Source organism: Campylobacter sp. 10_1_50 (genome assembly GCF_000238755.1).
GTDB lineage: Bacteria > Campylobacterota > Campylobacteria > Campylobacterales > Campylobacteraceae > Campylobacter_A > Campylobacter_A concisus_R.
This window is the reverse complement of record NZ_JH414887.1, coordinates 32,639-48,915: the sequence shown is the minus strand read 5'-3', so window position 1 is coordinate 48,915 and position 16,277 is coordinate 32,639. Positions and strand designations below refer to the sequence as shown.

The 16,277-nt window shown below is 41.9% G+C and carries 16 protein-coding genes; 11 read left to right on the top strand and 5 right to left on the bottom strand.

Going from position 1 to position 16,277, the window contains the following annotated elements:
* Positions 1 to 98: 98 nt before the first annotated feature.
* The 5 genes from HMPREF1019_RS00225 to HMPREF1019_RS00205 all read left to right on the top strand — a co-directional run bounded on the left by HMPREF1019_RS00225 (position 99) and on the right by HMPREF1019_RS00205 (position 3,430).
* Positions 99 to 752, top strand: coding sequence for an amino acid ABC transporter permease (locus HMPREF1019_RS00225; RefSeq protein WP_009293648.1), 654 nt, complete (start codon positions 99 to 101; stop codon positions 750 to 752).
* Positions 739 to 1,407, top strand: coding sequence for an amino acid ABC transporter permease (locus HMPREF1019_RS00220; protein ID WP_009293647.1), 669 nt, complete (start codon positions 739 to 741; stop codon positions 1,405 to 1,407). Before HMPREF1019_RS00225 ends, HMPREF1019_RS00220 begins: the two co-directional genes overlap by 14 nt.
* A gap of 1 nt (position 1,408) precedes the next feature.
* Positions 1,409 to 2,146, top strand: a complete 738-nt coding sequence (locus HMPREF1019_RS00215; RefSeq protein ID WP_009293646.1) for an amino acid ABC transporter ATP-binding protein — start codon at positions 1,409 to 1,411, stop codon at positions 2,144 to 2,146.
* 91 nt (positions 2,147 to 2,237) lie between these two features.
* Positions 2,238 to 3,095 carry a cysteine ABC transporter substrate-binding protein gene (locus HMPREF1019_RS00210; protein WP_009293645.1) on the top strand — a complete coding sequence of 286 codons (858 nt, stop codon included), beginning with the start codon at positions 2,238 to 2,240 and terminating at the stop codon, positions 3,093 to 3,095.
* Positions 3,096 to 3,115: 20 nt separating this feature from the next.
* Positions 3,116 to 3,430, top strand: a complete 315-nt coding sequence (locus HMPREF1019_RS00205) for a TfoX/Sxy family protein (RefSeq protein ID WP_009293644.1) — start codon at positions 3,116 to 3,118, stop codon at positions 3,428 to 3,430.
* Positions 3,431 to 3,497: 67 nt separating this feature from the next.
* Here the strand turns inward: HMPREF1019_RS00205 and HMPREF1019_RS00200 are convergent, their stop codons facing one another.
* From HMPREF1019_RS00200 to groES, 3 genes are all read right to left on the bottom strand, one after another.
* Positions 3,498 to 4,865, bottom strand: coding sequence for a phosphomannomutase/phosphoglucomutase (locus HMPREF1019_RS00200; RefSeq protein WP_009293643.1), 1,368 nt, complete (start codon positions 4,863 to 4,865; stop codon positions 3,498 to 3,500).
* A gap of 130 nt (positions 4,866 to 4,995) precedes the next feature.
* Positions 4,996 to 6,630, bottom strand: coding sequence for a chaperonin GroEL (gene groL / locus HMPREF1019_RS00195; protein ID WP_009293642.1), 1,635 nt, complete (start codon positions 6,628 to 6,630; stop codon positions 4,996 to 4,998).
* Between the two features lie 17 nt (positions 6,631 to 6,647).
* Positions 6,648 to 6,908: a co-chaperone GroES gene (gene groES, locus HMPREF1019_RS00190; RefSeq protein WP_009293641.1), complete on the bottom strand. Its 261-nt coding sequence runs from the start codon at positions 6,906 to 6,908 to the stop codon at positions 6,648 to 6,650.
* 168 nt (positions 6,909 to 7,076) lie between these two features.
* Here groES and HMPREF1019_RS00185 point away from each other — a divergent pair, with 168 nt between their 5' ends.
* The gene (locus tag HMPREF1019_RS00185) at positions 7,077 to 9,617 is read left to right on the top strand and encodes a tryptophanyl-tRNA synthetase (protein WP_009293640.1); all 2,541 of its coding nucleotides are present in this window, start codon (positions 7,077 to 7,079) and stop codon (positions 9,615 to 9,617) included.
* Positions 9,618 to 10,778: an MFS transporter gene (locus HMPREF1019_RS00180; protein ID WP_009293639.1), complete on the top strand. Its 1,161-nt coding sequence runs from the start codon at positions 9,618 to 9,620 to the stop codon at positions 10,776 to 10,778.
* A 2-nt stretch (positions 10,779 to 10,780) separates the two neighbouring features.
* Here HMPREF1019_RS00180 and HMPREF1019_RS09920 read toward each other — a convergent pair whose 3' ends face one another.
* Complete coding sequence (locus tag HMPREF1019_RS09920) at positions 10,781 to 10,936, bottom strand: hypothetical protein (protein ID WP_181002291.1); 156 nt, start codon at positions 10,934 to 10,936, stop codon at positions 10,781 to 10,783.
* A 356-nt stretch (positions 10,937 to 11,292) separates the two neighbouring features.
* Positions 11,293 to 13,269 (bottom strand): excinuclease ABC subunit UvrB, encoded by a 1,977-nt coding sequence (uvrB, locus tag HMPREF1019_RS00175; protein WP_009293638.1) that lies wholly within the window; start codon positions 13,267 to 13,269, stop codon positions 11,293 to 11,295.
* A 128-nt stretch (positions 13,270 to 13,397) separates the two neighbouring features.
* On the opposite strand from uvrB, the gene HMPREF1019_RS00170 reads away from it, so the two are divergent.
* From HMPREF1019_RS00170 to HMPREF1019_RS00155, 4 genes are read left to right on the top strand one after another with little or no spacing between them, the layout of a single operon-like run.
* On the top strand, positions 13,398 to 13,631 hold the full coding sequence (locus tag HMPREF1019_RS00170; protein ID WP_009293637.1) for a hypothetical protein: 234 nt from the start codon (positions 13,398 to 13,400) through the stop codon (positions 13,629 to 13,631).
* 23 nt (positions 13,632 to 13,654) lie between these two features.
* Positions 13,655 to 13,891 carry a hypothetical protein gene (locus HMPREF1019_RS00165; RefSeq protein WP_009293636.1) on the top strand — a complete coding sequence of 79 codons (237 nt, stop codon included), beginning with the start codon at positions 13,655 to 13,657 and terminating at the stop codon, positions 13,889 to 13,891.
* The gene (locus tag HMPREF1019_RS00160; protein ID WP_009293635.1) at positions 13,888 to 14,298 is read left to right on the top strand and encodes a type II secretion system protein; all 411 of its coding nucleotides are present in this window, start codon (positions 13,888 to 13,890) and stop codon (positions 14,296 to 14,298) included. Before HMPREF1019_RS00165 ends, HMPREF1019_RS00160 begins: the two co-directional genes overlap by 4 nt.
* Complete coding sequence (locus tag HMPREF1019_RS00155) at positions 14,298 to 16,148, top strand: primosomal protein N' (RefSeq protein ID WP_009293634.1); 1,851 nt, start codon at positions 14,298 to 14,300, stop codon at positions 16,146 to 16,148. The genes HMPREF1019_RS00160 and HMPREF1019_RS00155 overlap by 1 nt, the downstream gene beginning before the upstream one ends.
* Positions 16,149 to 16,277: the final 129 nt, after the last annotated feature.

The window sequence follows — 16,277 nt, the reverse complement described above, 5'->3', positions numbered from 1 at the left end:
TTTGTAAGCTTAAATTTAAAGCGTGATCATATCTAATTAGTTTTAAATTTATGATTATGGGATAAAATAACTCCATTTTTCAGATTGGATTAATGTTTATGGATTTTGAGTTTATTGAGAAATTTTACCCCCTTTTTGTAAAGGCTGGGATTCTCACCTGCCAGATCGCCTTTTTGGGGATTGTTTTTTCTATTTTGATAGGAATTTTTTGCATGGCTGTGAAATTTTACAAGCTAAAATTTCTCTCAAAACTAGTTGATTGCTACGTTGAGCTTTCAAGAAACACACCGCTTCTTATCCAGCTCTTCTTTTTATACTACGGCTTGCCAAAGCTTGGAGTGTCGATGAGTGGCTTTACCTGTGCGGTCGCTGGACTTAGCTTTCTTGGTGGCAGCTACATGAGCGAGAGCTTTAGACTTGGTTTTGAGGCGGTTAGAAAGTCGCAGATAGAAGCAGGTCTTAGCATCGCACTTAGTAAAAATCAGCTCCTAAGATATGTCATCTTGCCACAAGCCTTTAGCGTGGCACTTCCGAGCATCAGCGCAAACGTCATATTTTTACTAAAAGAGACAAGTATAGTTAGTATCGTAGCGCTTGCCGATCTAGTCTATGTTGCAAAGGATCTCATCGGACTTTACTACAAGACAGATGAGGCGCTTTTTATGCTGGTTATTAGCTATCTTGTCATCATCTTGCCAGTCTCGCTGGCGCTTAGCTACGTCGAAAAAAGGGTGAGAAATGCAAGGAGTTAGTATATTATTTGACACGCAAAATTTACTAAGACTACTTGAAGGTCTTGTAGTAAGCACTGAAATTTCACTCATCTCTATCATCATCTCCGTCATCGGTGGCCTCATACTTGGCGTTTTGATGAGCATGAAAAACAAATTTATCTATTTTGTTTTAAAAATTTGTCTCGAGATCGTTCGTATCATGCCTCAGATCGTCTGGCTATTTTTATTTTACTTTGGCGTTAGCAAGGCTTTTGATATCCACATCTCGGCATTTACCGCCTCGCTCATAGTCTTTAGTCTTTGGGGCGTTTTTGAGATGATGGATATCGTACGAGGAGCGATCACCTCGATACCAAAGCACCAGTTTGAGTCAGCCGCCTCACTAGGACTTAGCAAATTTCAAATTTACTTTTATGTCATCATCCCACTTGCTACTAGAAGGCTGGTGCCTGGAGCTGTAAATTTACTAAGCCGTATGATAAAAACGACCTCTATCGTCGTGCTAATCGGCGTTGTAGAGGTGGTCAAAGTCGGTCAGCAGATCATCGAGCGAAATGTATTTACAAATCCTATGGCGCCATTTTGGATTTACACGCTCATATTCTTTTTATATTTTGCGATCTGCTATCCAGTCTCAAAACTATCGAAAAAACTAGAAGAAAAATGGAGCTAAAATGAGCGAAAATATCTTAGAGCTTAAAAAAATAAACAAATTTTATGGAGAGCTTCACGCCTTAAAAGATATAAGCTTAGAGGTTAAAAGTGGTGAAGTAGTCGTGCTTCTTGGGCCATCTGGCTGTGGCAAAAGCACAACTCTTAGATGCATAAACGGCCTTGAGAGCATTGCAAGCGGCGAGATCGTCATAGACGGCGAAGTGATAGATGCTAAATTTAAAGAGTGGCAAAGGATCCGCCAAAAAGTCGGTATGGTCTTTCAAAGCTACGAGCTCTTTGATCATATGAACGTCATAGATAACGTCCTTCTTGGGCCTTTAAAAGTGCAAAAAAGAGATAGAGCCGAGGCTGAAAAGACTGCTGATATGTGGCTAAGCAAGGTTGGGCTACTTGATAAGAAATGTGCCTATCCAAAGGAGCTAAGCGGCGGTCAAAAGCAGCGCATAGCCATTGTTAGAAGCCTTTGCTTGAACCCTGAGATCATGCTATTTGACGAGGTTACAGCTGCGCTTGATCCTGAGATCGTTAGAGAAGTGCTTGATGTGATACTAAATTTAGCCAAAGATGGCATGACGATGCTAATAGTCACGCACGAGATGAGCTTTGCAAGAGCGGTTGCAAACAAGATCGTATTTATGGACGCTGGAGCGATCGTGGAGATCAGCGAGCCAGAGGAATTTTTTACTAATCCAAAGAGCGAGCGAGCGAAGAAATTTCTAAATTTATTCTCGTTTTAGAAAAAATAAGAGATAATTTGCCGTTTTTTCAAAATGCGTTTAGAGCGAGACTTGGTCGCTCTTATTTACTAAATTTTTCAAAGGAGAAAGAGTGAGAAAATTTAAATTTTTCTTATTAGCATTAGTCGCTACCGTCTTTCTAACGGGTTGTGGTGATGACAAAGGTGCGGACAAAGCAGCCGCTTCAAATCAAGCTGACACGATCGCAAAGATCAAAGAGCGTGGATATATAAGGATAGGCGTTTTCAGTGACAAACCGCCATTTGGCTACGTCGATAAAGACGGCAAAAACCAAGGCTATGACATCTATTTTGCAAAACGTATCGCAAAAGACTTGCTTGGCGATGAGAGCAAGGTTAAATTTGAGCTAGTAGAAGCTGCTGGCAGGGTCGAAGTGCTCACAGCTGACAAGGTCGATATCACGCTTGCAAATTTCACAAAGACGCCTGAGCGAGCACAAGTTGTTGATTTTGCGCTTCCATATATGAAGGTCTCTCTTGGCATCGTTAGCCCAGAAGGTGCTGTGATAAAGAGCGTCGATGAGCTAAAAGATAAAACTTTAATCGTCAATAAAGGCACAACAGCAGACGCATTTTTTACAAAAAATTATCCTGATATCAAGCTTTTAAAGTATGATCAAAACACCGAAACTTTCGCAGCTTTGGTTGATAAAAGGGGTGCAGCTCTAGCGCATGATAACGCCCTACTTTTTGCCTGGGCGAAAGAGACTCCTGGCTTTGTCGTTGGCGTTGAGGCGCTTGGCGACGTGGACGTGATAGCTCCAGCTGTCAAAAAAGGCAACAAAGCCTTACTTGAGTGGCTAAATAACGAGATCATCGAGCTTGGAAAAGAAAATTTCTTCCACAAAGACTATGACGCAACGCTAAAACCAATCTATGGCGATAGTGTCAATCCAGAATCACTTGTCGTCGAAGGCGGCAAACTCTAAATTCAAAGTGAGTGATCATAGTGAATGAATTTAATGAATATGTTCGCGATAGATTTTCTGAATTCGGCGATATTGTCATAAAATCCATGATGGGTGGATACCTTGTATATTTTAACGGTAAACTGATAGGTGACATTTGTAATAATGAACTGTTTTTAAAGAGAACGCCGACATCGGACAGACTTCTTGCAGACTCAGAACTACGTTATCCTTATAATGGCTCAAAGACGTTAATGCATGTATTCGAGAAATTTGAGGATGCGAATTTGATTGGAGAATTGTTGCGCGGCATGTATTTGGAACTGCCCGAAAAGAAACCAGCAAAAGCCAGATAAGTTGGATGTTTAAATAAAAATTTGAAAAGCATTTTGGAGTAAATTTAACCCAAAATGCTTTTATTGGCTACATCAAGCTCTTTAGTAAATTTGTCACTTTTTGCTCGATCTCTGCAAGAAATTCCTTGCTCTTTGCTTCAAATCTAGTGACGATAACCGGCGTTGTATTTGACGCACGCACCAGTGCCCAGCCATTTTCAAACTGAATTCTAATACCATCAATGTCGATGATATTTTTTATCTTTGGCAGGTCGCAACCCTCGTTTTTCACGCACTCTTTTAACTTAGCAACTATCTTAAATTTAGCCTCATCAGTCGTCTTTATCTTGATCTCATCGGTGCTAAAGACAAGCGGCATCTTATCAAGCTCGCCGTCAAGGTCAAAGCCCTTATGAACTAGCTCAAGCACCCTCATCATCGCATAAAGCGCATCGTCAAAGCCAAAATATCGCTCTTTAAAGAAGATATGACCGCTCACTTCAGCCGCGAGATCTACGTTTAGCTCTTTCATCATCTTTTTTATATTACTGTGTCCAGTCTTACCCATAAAAACTTCGCCGATTTTTGCGATCTCATCATACATATTTTGTGAGCATTTTACCTCGCCAAGCACTTTTGGATGTTTCATATTTAGCGCATAAAGATATGCTAGTTCATCGCCTTTTATATCTCTTTTTGGCGTTATAACTGCGATCCTGTCGCCATCTCCGTCAAAGCCAAATCCAAGGTCAAATTCCTTCTTTTCGATGAGCGAAAATATCTCTTTTAAATTCTCTTTTTCGCTTGGGTCTGGATGGTGATTTGGGAAATTTCCGTCTGGATCTTCATATAAAATTTTAGCATTTAGTCCAAGTGCCTTGACGATAGGCACCAAGCTCACGCCAACAGCGCCATTTGCGCAGTCGATGACAAAAGGCTTTTTGAAATTTTTAAGCTCGCTAAATTCTTTTACAAAAAACTCAACGTATTTTTCTAAGATATTAAATTTCTCACAGCTCTCATCGTCTGCGATCTCTAAATTTGAGGCGATTATCTCGTTCACCTTATCTTTTAAAATTTGCAGATCTTTGCCAAAGAAGCTATCTTTTTTAATGGTAATCTTAAAGCCGTTATAATCTTTTGGGTTGTGAGAGCCCGTGATCATGATGTTTGCGTCAAAATAATCAGCATAAACGCTAAAGTAGCCAACAGGAGTTGGTAGCAAGCCGATGTTATAAATTTTAAAGCCACCAGCCTTGTTTAGACCGCTTAGCAGGTACCTAAAAAGTGTGCTAGCACTTAGTCTTGCATCAAAACCAACGCTTAAAGTTTTCACGCCAAATTCGTTAAATTTCTTACCCAAAGCAAGTCCTATAGCCTTGACGCTGTCCTCTGTCAAGTCCTTTTCAAAAATGCCGCGGATGTCGTATTCTCTAAAAATTTCATCATATTTCATTGTAAATTCTCCCTAAAAGAATGCAAAAATGATACAAGAATAAATTTAAAAAGGAGTAAATAATTTTATAAATTTAGTGAGGTTAAAATTTAAATTCGAGCTAGAAAAGGCTCTAGCTCGAAAAGGGCTGCTACATCATGCCGCCCATGCCACCCATTCCGCCCATGTCAGGCATTGCAGGCATTGCTTTTTCTTCTTTTATCTCGCTGATAGTTGCTTCAGTTGTTAGTAGCAAGCTAGCCACGCTAACAGCGTTTTGAAGCGCAACTCTCTCAACTTTAACTGGGTCGATGATGCCAGCTTCAAACATATTTACATATTCGCCAGTTGCAGCGTTAAAGCCAAAATTTGCATCTTTGCTTGTCTCAACAGCATTTGCTACCACACCTGCGTCAAAACCAGCGTTCTCAGCGATTTGGCGAAGTGGAGCACGAAGCGCTCTTCTAACGATCTCAGCGCCGATTGCCTCGTCACCTTGTAAATTTAAATTTACACTCTTTGAAGCAAGGATAAGAGCTGAGCCACCACCCACAACGATGCCCTCTTCAACAGCTGCACGAGTAGCGCTTAGAGCGTCATCTACGCGGTCTTTTTTCTCTTTCATCTCAGTCTCAGTCGCAGCACCTACTTTGATAACTGCCACGCCGCCACTTAGTTTTGCAAGGCGCTCTTGAAGTTTTTCTTTGTCGTAGTCGCTTGTAGTCTCGGCGATTTGCGCTTTGATCTGAGTTATTCTAGCGTCTATTGTTGACTTCTCGCCTGCGCCATTTACGATAGTAGTGTTATCTTTGTCGATAACTACGCTTGAAGCTTGTCCAAGGTCGTTTATAGTGGCACTCTCTAGTGTTCTGCCTAGCTCTTCGCTGATAACTTCGCCACCTGTTAAGATAGCGATATCTTCAAGCATCGCTTTTCTTCTATCGCCAAAGCCAGGAGCTTTAACAGCTGAGATGTTTAGCACGCCACGAAGTTTATTTACAACAAGCGTTGCAAGTGCCTCACCCTCGATATCTTCAGCGATGATTAGAAGTGGTTTGCCACTCTTTTGTACTTGCTCAAGCACTGGAAGCAGGTCTTTTAAATTTGTGATCTTCTTGTCAAATAGCAATATAAATGGATTGCTTAGCTCAACTTGCATCTTTTCAGGGTTTGTGATGAAGTATGGGCTTAAATATCCGCGGTCAAACTGCATACCCTCAACAACGCTTAGCTCATCTTGGATAGACTTTGCCTCTTCTACTGTTATGACGCCATCTTTGCCGACTTTTTCCATCGCATCAGCGATAAGTTTGCCGATACTTTCGTCTGAGTTTGCAGAGATAGTAGCGATCTGAGCGATCTCTTTTGAGCCAGAAACTTTTTTAGAGATGTTTTTTAGTGCATCTATAAGAGCTGCTACTTCTTTATCCATACCACGTTTTACTTCGATAGGATTTGCGCCAGCAGTTACGTTTCTAAGACCCTCTTTAAATATCGCGTGAGCTAACACAGTCGCTGTTGTAGTGCCATCACCTGCTTGGTCATTTGTCTTACTTGCTACTTCTCTAACTAGGCTTGCACCCATGTTTTCGATAGTATCTTTTAGCTCAACTTCTTTAGCCACGCTAACGCCGTCTTTTGTGATGTTTGGAGCGCCAAAGCTCTTTTGGATAAGGACATTTCTGCCTCTTGGTCCCATTGTCACTTTTACAGCGTCATTTAGTTTTTTTACGCCCTCATATAGGCGATTTCTTGCATCATCAGAGTAAAAAATTTCTTTTGCCATTGTCTTTCCTTTTTAAATTATTTAATCACACCTAAAATGTCGTCGATGTTTAAAACAAGATATGTTTTATCATCTAAATTTACCTCAGTGCCAGCGTATTTAGCAAATACTACTTTTTCGCCAACTTTTACGCCCTCAGCTTCAGCGCCAACTGCTTTTACCTCGCCGCTTAAAGGTTTTTCTTTTGCGTTATCAGGTATAATTATGCCCGAAGCTGTCGTCTTTGTCTCTTCTACGCGTTCGACTAGGACACGCTTGCCTAATGGTTGAAAGTTCATTGTTCATCCTTTTAGTTTAATTGTCTTTTTTAGCACTCTTTATTTTTGAGTGATGAAATGCTAGCATTTTTTTCTGAAAAAGTCAATAATTTATAGTGAATTTTATTAAAAACTTTAGTCTAAGTGACTAAAGTTTTATGATATGTAAAACTAATATAAAGGAATTTTATGAAAAAAGTAGCTTACATAGTTGGCGCGCTTGTGCTCATAGTAGCTTGCGTTTTTGGCTTTATCTTTAGCTCAATTGGTAATAAATTTATAGCCAGTAAAATAGAAAAAGAGGCGCTAGCTCGTGGTATCGATATCAAATTTAAAGATTTTAACCTTGGGCTTAGCACGCTAAATTTAGAAGCGACCGTGATGGATGCCATAAATTTAAAGGCAAATGGCGAGCTTTCCTTGCTTGCTCAAAGTATGAACTTAAACATAGATATAAACGCCGACAAGGCAAAGGCTAGCGAGCTTGGGCTAAAAAAGGATGTCGCGCTTAAAGCAAACGTGGCTGGTAAATTTAGCGACTTCAAGCTAACAGCAACTGGCACGGCGCTTGGCTCAAACATAAATTTAAATGCAAATTTAAAAGACTACCTGCCAAAAGCTCTAAATCTTGACGCTAAAAATATCGAGCTTTCTGAGATCTCAGCTCTGGCGCAAAAGCCAAATTTAGCTAGCGGTAAGCTTGATCTAACAAGCAATATGCAAGGCTTTGATGAGAAAAATGAGCCCATCATAAATGCTCAAATTTTAGCAAGCGATGCGGCGATAAACAAAGAAATTCTTAAAAATGAATTTGGGCTAAATTTAGCAAAAGATATAAACTTTAAAGGCGGCATAAATGCTAAATTTGCAAATGAAAAAGTGAGCGCAAAAACCATTATCATCGCACCTGAAGCCACTTTAAAAGCAAACGAGACGACTTATGATCTAGCTAGCAAAAATTTAAAGAGCGACTTTTCACTAAATGTGCCTGATCTTGCCCTTTTTGGCAAGCTCTTAGGCGAGCAACTAAGCGGCGCAGTGGAGGCAAACGGCGAAATTACAATGCAAGAAAATACCCTTCAAAACTTAAAATCTGAGATAAACGGGCTTGGTGGCAAGATAAATGCAAATTTTGATAGCAAAAACTTAGCACTAAATGCAACTAACATCAAGCTAAAAGAGCTTCTAGCGCTTGCTTTGCAGCCTAGCTACGCAGATGGGCAGATAAATTTAAACGCAAATTTTAGTGGCTTTGACGAGCTAAAAAAGCTTGCAGGCGAGGCCAAATTTGAGATAAAAAACGGCCTTATAAATAATGGTCTTGCAAAGCTTAAAAACGCAGCTAAATTTGAGCTAAAAGGCGGTGCCACCGCAAAAGGTGAGCTTGTAAATTTTGACGCAAACGTGCTTAGCGACCTTGGTGAGCTAAAGGATGTAAAGGGCGTTTTTGACCTAAAAAATAGCCAAATTTTTAGCAAATTTGCCCTGCTCATTAGCGACCCTGAGAAATTTAAGGCAGTTAGCGGCTTTGAGGTGGGCTCAAAGATGGCGCTTGTGGGCGATGTGAAGGTTAAAGAGAGCAAGATAGATGAGCTAAATTTAGGCGGCGATGCCTTTGCTGGCAAGCTAAACGCCACCATAAAAAATGAAAATCTTGATCTTAACCTAAAAGAGGCGCAGTTAGGAGAAATTTTAGCACTTAGCGGCAACGACAGACTGGCAAACGCTAAGACAAATGTCCAAGCAAAGGGGCAAAATATCTTTAGCAAAAGCCCAAGCGTCGCTGCAACGATCACTTTAAATGAGGGTAAATTTAACGCCGCAGCGCTTAGTAAAATGCTTGATAAAAAATTCCCTGAAAACGAGAAATTTAGCTCAAATTTGAGCCTAGATTACAAAGGCGACATGGCAAAATTTAGTGGCGACTTTCTTAGCTCGCTAGCTGATATAAAGGGCATAGATGGCAGTTTTGACGTGGACAAAAGCACGCTAAACTTAAAGCTTCAAGCGGTAGTTTCAGAGCTAAATAAGCTTGCATTTTTAGCTGGTCGCGAGCTTCACGGTAAATTTGCAGCCCTAGTAACAGCAAATGGCAAAGTGGATGATCTAAGCGTGAAAGCCACTTCAGATGATCTATTTAAGGGCAAGTTAGAGGCAAACTACAAAGGTGGCGCACTTGATGCGGTGCTAAAAAACTTTGAGGTCAAAGGGCTAACGCAGACTTTGGGGCTAGAGCATCTTTATGATGGCTGCGGCGATGCTAAATTTGACTACGAGACGAAGCAAAAGCTCGGTAAATTTGACATCTTGCTAAAAGAGGGTCACCTAGCCAGCACAAATCTCACAAACAATATAAAAACCTTCACCGGCAAGGACATCACAAAAGAAATTTACAAAGACGGCAAAATTTACGGCTATATAAAGGGTGACAACGTCATCTTTAACGTAAATTTAAGCTCACCAAAGAGCGATATAAAGGTTTCAAACGGCACTTACAATACCGCTACAAAAATGCTTAACGCGCCGCTTGTTTGCAGGCTAGAAAAGACCGATCTAAACGTGCAAATCTCAGGCACGACAGACAAGCTAAAATACGACGTCAGATCGCAATATCTCGAAAATAAGGTCAAAAAAGAGATAGGTAGATTTTTAGACAAAAAGCTGGGCAAAGATGATGACGCAAGCGGCGAAAAACAAAATTTAAAGGGGCTTTTAAAAGGGCTATTTTAGATGAAAAAGGCGGAAAATTTAAAGTATCTAATGGGGCTTGGGCACTTTTGTAGCGACATAAACCAAAGTGCGCTTGGTGCGATGCTGCCCTTTTTCATCGCGAGCTACCACTACGACTACGCCACAGCCGCCTCGCTCGTGACCGCCACAAATTTAGCAAGCTCGCTCATCCAGCCACTTATCGGCCGCCTAAGCGACAAAAAAGAGCTGCCCTACATCATCCCGCTTGGGCTACTGCTTGCAGGCGGAGGCATGAGCCTCACTGGCTTTGTGACAAACTACTACCTCATCTTGCTTTGCGTGATGATAAGCGGTATCGGTGCCGCACTCTTTCACCCAAGCGCCGCAAGGATCGTAAACTACGCCTCAAACGCCAAAAATAGAGCCAAAAGTATAAGTATATTTTCTTTTGGTGGTAATGTCGGCTTTGCAGTTGGACCCATTTTAGTCGCCGTTTTTGTGGGGAATTTTGGCCTAAAAGGGACGCTAGTCTTTATAATCCCTCAAATTTTGCTAACACTTTTATACCTTAAAAAAGGCAAATTTATAAAAGCGCTAGAAGGCAATCACAAAAAGCAAATTTCACAAAAAACAAGCGCCATAAAAGACGATCTAGGCGCATTTTTAAGGCTTTGTCTGTGTATATTTTCACGCTCTATCGTCGCATTTGGCTTTGCGGCATTTTTTAGCATCTACCTCATCAAAATTTTTGGTCTTAGCAAAGAAGCTGCAAATGTAAATTTAAGTATGTTTTTTGCTGCAGGTGCGATCTCTACACTATTTGGCGGAGCGCTAGCGGATAGATACGGCCTAGTTAGGCTCATCAAAATAAGCCTAAGCATCGCCGCGCCGCTAGTCGTGCTAATGCTCTTTATCGACAGCTACGCGCTATTTCTCGTGGCCTCCATGTGCGTGAGTGCCTGCATCAGCCTATCTTTTAGCCCATCAATCGCCCTTGCACAGCTTTATCTGCCAAATCAAATCGGCCTAGCCTCTGGCGTAACGCTTGGGCTTAGCATAACAATCGGCGGTATATTCGCAACGGTCATCGGCAAGATCGCTGACATCTTTAGCCTAACGCACTCATTTTACTTTATCGCCGCAGTTTCGCTCATCTGCGCGGTTTCTAGCTACTTTTTAAAGCCGGTTAGCAGAACTTAATTCTATACAAATAGCTCGCTAACAGCGTATAGAACAGACTTGCTGTCGTCTCTGATGTTGCAAGCGATCTTGTCACCTCTTTTTGATGCCTCAAATGCTGCGGCTTTCTCCAAGCTCTTTTGCCCAAAATGGCACCAGATGACAATGCCTTGAGCCACAGACCAGATCCTTTGCACGTCTAACTTTGATGCAAAGCTACGAGAGATACAGTCAAATTTCTCGCCCCTAGAGCTGATTTTAGAATTTTACTTTTTGGGCTTTAAATTTGCTTGGTAGATGAAATTTGATGTGAGTTGAAATTTAGACAAACATTGTCAGAGAGAATAAAATTTTTGCTCCTCTATAAAGGCAAGGCAAACTTAAAGATGTAAAAGAAACGAACCATGGAGCTTAGGGTGGCAGTATTTTGTGATAGATTTAAATGTTGCGCGGTTTAAAATTTGCGCAGACTAGACACATAGTCTGTCGAGCAAAATTTTAGCAAGCTAATTTAAAGATAGACAAAAGACAACGCTTATAATTTTCTCATCTTTGCTATCTCATCACGTAGCGCCGCCGCCTTCTCAAACTCCAGCTGCGCCGCCGCTTCAAGCATCTGTTTTCTTAGCTCTTTTACGATCGCGGCTCGCTCGCTAGCTGGCATCTTCTCTAAATTTTTACCACGCTTATAAATTTCACCATCATCTTCGACATGCAGGCTCTCTTCGATATTTCTGCTGGCAGAGTGCGGTGTGATGCCGTGAGCTTTGTTGTATTCATCTTGAAATTTACGCCTAGCTGTCGTCGTATCGATCGCCTCTTTCATCGATTTTGTGATCTTTTTGGCAAACATTATCACCTTGCCATTTACATTTCTAGCCGCACGCCCCATCGTCTGTATAAGGCTCGTTGTCGAGCGTAAAAAGCCCTCTTTATCGGCATCCATTATGGCTATCAGGCTCACTTCAGGCAGGTCCAGCCCCTCACGAAGCAAATTTATACCTATTAGCATGTCAAATTCGCCGCTTCTAAGCCCCCTAATGATCTCATTTCGCTCGATCGCGTCGATGTCTGAGTGCATATACTTGACCTTTATGCCAAGCTCGATGTAGTAGCGGCTTAGCTCCTCGGCCATCTTTTTAGTTAGCACCGTAACTAGCACGCGCTCACCTCTTGCAATCACAGCCTTTGCCTCGTCAAATAGCGCCTCGACCTGGTTATCGCTATCTTTTATCTCGATAAGCGGATCAAGCAGCCCAGTAGGTCGCAAAATCTGCTCATAGACGTGCCCCTGGCTGATGCCAAGCTCGTATTCGTTTGGCGTGGCTGAGACAAAGAGAAATTTCGCCTTTTTACTTATAAACTCATCAAATTTAAGTGGCCTGTTATCAAGCGCTGATGGCAAACGAAATCCATACTCCACAAGCACCTCTTTACGGCTCCTGTCACCCGCATACATGCCCCTAAACTGTGGCAAACTGACGTGGCTCTCATCGACGATGACCAGATAGTCTTTGCCGCTTATCTCAAAGTAGTCAAACATCGAGTACGGCGTCTCTCCGGGCTTTTGTCCAGTTAGGTGGCGCGCGTAGTTTTCGATGCCTTTACACATGCCAGTGCTCGCCATCATCTCAAGGTCAAACTCCACCCTTTGCTTTAGTCTTTGCGCCTCGACTAGCTTGCCCTGCTCGTTAAATTCTTTCAAACGCGCATCAAGCTCCTCTTCGATCTCTTTCATCGCGATCTTTAGCCTATCAGCGCCTACGATAAACTGGCTAGTGGCATAAAGCGTAAATTTAGAGATATCCTTTAGCCTTTTGTTATCAAGCACGTCAAAATGATACATCGCATCGATCTCATCGCCGAAAAACTCGACTCTTAGGGCTTCGTCGTTATAGTAAGCTGGATAAATATCCACCACATCGCCATTTACACGAAAATCCCCCCTGTCAAAGTAGTTGTCATTACGCTTATAGCCCATATCCACGAGCTGCTCTAAAAGCTTTCTTTGGCTTATCTTCTCGCCCACGCTAAGATATGCCACCATCCCCTTATACTCGCTTGGATTACCAAGGCCGTAGTTTGCAGAGACTGAGGCGACACAGATGACGTCGTCAAAGCTTAGCAAGCTAGCCGTCGCAGAGAGGCGCAGGCGCTCAAGCTCCTCATTTACCGAGCTATCCTTTTCTATATATAGGTCGCTTCTTGGGATGTATGCCTCTGGCTGGTAGTAGTCGTAGTAGCTTATGAAGTACTCGACGTGATTTTTTGGAAAAAAGCCCTTAAATTCGCTATAAAGCTGAGCGGCTAAGGATTTGTTATGCGTCATGATAAGAGTTGGCATGTTTAGCTCTCGTATGACGTTTGCCATGGTAAAGGTCTTGCCAGATCCTGTCACGCCTAGAAGAGTTTGGTATTTATTGCCTGATTTTATACTTTTTACTATCTCTTTTATCGCTCTTGCTTGGTCACTGCTTGGGCTAAATTTAGATGAAATTTCAAATTTACTCATTAACTACCACCTTTAAATTTGGGCGAATTTTATAGCAAAGATAGTGCTTTGTCAAATGAGAATTTTAAAAAGAATTTAGCCTCTGCGTGTTAGAATACGGCATTAATTATTATTTTAAAGGAACCTTTATGTTTGAAGATAATGCGATCTTAACCACACTAAGCGATAAAGTAAATGACCTCATCACAAAATACGATGAAGTCTGCAGAGTAAATGAAGAGCTACGTAACGAGATCGTAACATTAAAAGCACAAAATGAGGCAAAGAGCAATCAGATCATGCGCTTAGAAGAGGATCTTGACAAGAAAAATAGCGAAGCTGATGATGTAATGAAAAAGATCGAAGCTGTCCTTGGTAGATAAGCTAGGCATTTTTGGCATAAAAGATGAAACAGATCACGCTCACCGTATCATCTCGCGACTATACGATAACGCTTGATGATGATTTTGCTGAAGTTTTTGAGCGTGACTGGCAAAAATTTATGGGGGGAAAGAAATTTATAGAGCCTCGTGAGCTTATAAACGCCTTTGTCGAAAAGAGCTACGAGAGCTACACAAATTTACGCGTCGTAAAGGACGTCACAAAAGAGATAGAAGAGATACTAAAACCGGAAAATAAATGAAAAAAAGAGCTTTTACCCTAATAGAAATTATATTTGTCATCGTCATACTTGGCGTCTTGAGCGCTATTGCTATACCAAAGCTTTTCTTTACTAGAAGCGACGCCATAGTCGCAAATGCAAAAACGCAAATCGCTGCCATAAAAAGCGGCATCTCACTAAAATACAACGATAGCGTCCTAAAAGGCACTCCAGCATATCCAGACGCACTTGATGATGGGAATAAACTTTTCAACAAAGTAATAAGCGTAAATATCGCAGACAGCGGCACAAAAAACGGCTGGCACAAAACTGGAGCAAACACTTATACCTTCAAACTAGACGGACAAACAGCAAATTTCACTTATAACAAAACCACTGGCGAATTTGACTGCGAGAGCAGCGACGGACTTTGCAGTGCCCTTGAGTGATGAGATACTACGAGATCGTATTTAGCGGGGTAAATTTAGCTGCGCTCACATATAAAAGCGAGCTAGATATCGCGCCATTTCGCGCCGTCACTGCAAAGCTTAGGGGTAAAAGTCTAACTGGCTTTATCCTGCGCGAAGTGGGCGAGCCAAGCTTTAAAACAAGCCTCATTGATGAAATTTTACCCATTAAGCTAAACGATATCCAAGCAACTTTAGCTAAATTTATCGCCTACTACTACACCTGCGAGCTTGGCGTTGCTATAAATTTATTTGAACCACAAAGCCTTGTGGATGATGAAATTTACAAAGGCAAAACCGACTTTAAATCGCCAAATTTAAGCCCAAAGCAGCTTGAAGCGCTAAATTTTATAAACGAGCGAAAAAGCTCGCTCATCTTTGGCGACACGGGAAGTGGCAAAAGTGAAATTTATATAGCAAAGATCAGAGAAATTTTAAACGAAGGCGCTCAAGCACTATTTTTGATGCCTGAAATTTCACTCACCCCGCAGATGCAAAAGCGCTTAGAGAGCTTCTTTGGTGAGGCGGTGGCTGTGTGGCACTCAAAGATCACGCCAAAGAAAAAAGAGCAAATTTTAAAAGACATCAAAAGCGGCAAGGCAAGGCTTATAGCTGGAGCTAGATCTGCCCTATTTTTGCCACTTGAGAGGCTAAAACTCATCATCATCGACGAAGAGCACGACGATAGCTACAAAAACACAGGCTCAAAGCCCCACTACAACGCAAGAGACCTAGCCCTCTTTTTAACTAGCAAATTTGACCTGCAAGTAGTTCTGGGTAGTGCCACGCCAAGCCTTACTAGCTTTTATAAGCAAGAATGTTTTCGCCTAAAAGGGACATATTTTGCGTCGCAAAAGAGCTATATATTTGATGAGAGCGAGACTGGCATAAGTGAAATTTTAAAAGAGCAGATCGCAAAGACGCTTGAGAATAAAAAGCAAGCCGTCATCTGCCTGCCAACAAGGGCAAATTTCAAATATCTTGTCTGCAAAAACTGCGGCGAGACGGTGAAGTGTCCATTTTGTAGCATCGGTATGAGCTACTATAAAAAGCAAAACGTACTAAAGTGCCAATACTGCGAGCACAAAATGGCCGTGCCAAAGACCTGCCACCAGTGCGGCAGTGAGATGATAGAGGCTAAAAAGATCGGCACGAGTGAGCTTTTGGAGAGGCTGCAAGCTGAGTTTGCAAACGCTAGGATCGCTAAATTTGATAGAGATGAGATCACGACGCAAAACAAGCTTGTAAAGGCTTTAAAGGAATTTAACGATGGCAAAATCGACATCCTGCTTGGCACGCAGATGCTAAGCAAGGGGCATGACTATCACAACGTCGAGCTTGCCGTAATCATGGGCTTTGACGAGCTTTTGAATTTTCCTGATTTTAGAGCTAGAGAGCGGACGCTTGCCCTTGCCATGCAAGCAGCTGGCAGAGCCGGTAGAAACGGAGCTGGCAGGGTCATCATCCAAAGCAAACAAAGGGAGTTTTTTGAGAGTTATATCAGCGACTACGATGCGTTTTTAAAGGAGGAGATCAGCTACCGAGAGGGGCTGTATCCGCCATTTACGAGGCTGCTTCGCGTGGTCGTTTCGCACAAAGATGAGAGCACGGCAAAGGGCGCAATGAACGAATTTGTGCAAAGGCTAGAGCCACTAAAAAGCGATAAACTAGAGATCGTGGGATATGGCAAGTGCCAGGCTGAGTATCTTGTGGGTAAATTTAGATATGAAATTCTGCTTCGCTCAAACTCGCACACCATGCTTTTAAGGGCGGCAAACCTATGCAAAAGCGAACTTAGCGATATCGATATAGATCCGGTGAATTTTAGTTAGAAGAAGAATTTAATAAAGCAAATTTTAAATTTAGCAAGTTGCTAAGGCGAGAGAGAAAATTTTAAAATTTCATGAACGAGTAATTTCGGCTCTAAAATTTGAGCTAAGCTGTAAGCGAAGCCAAATTTT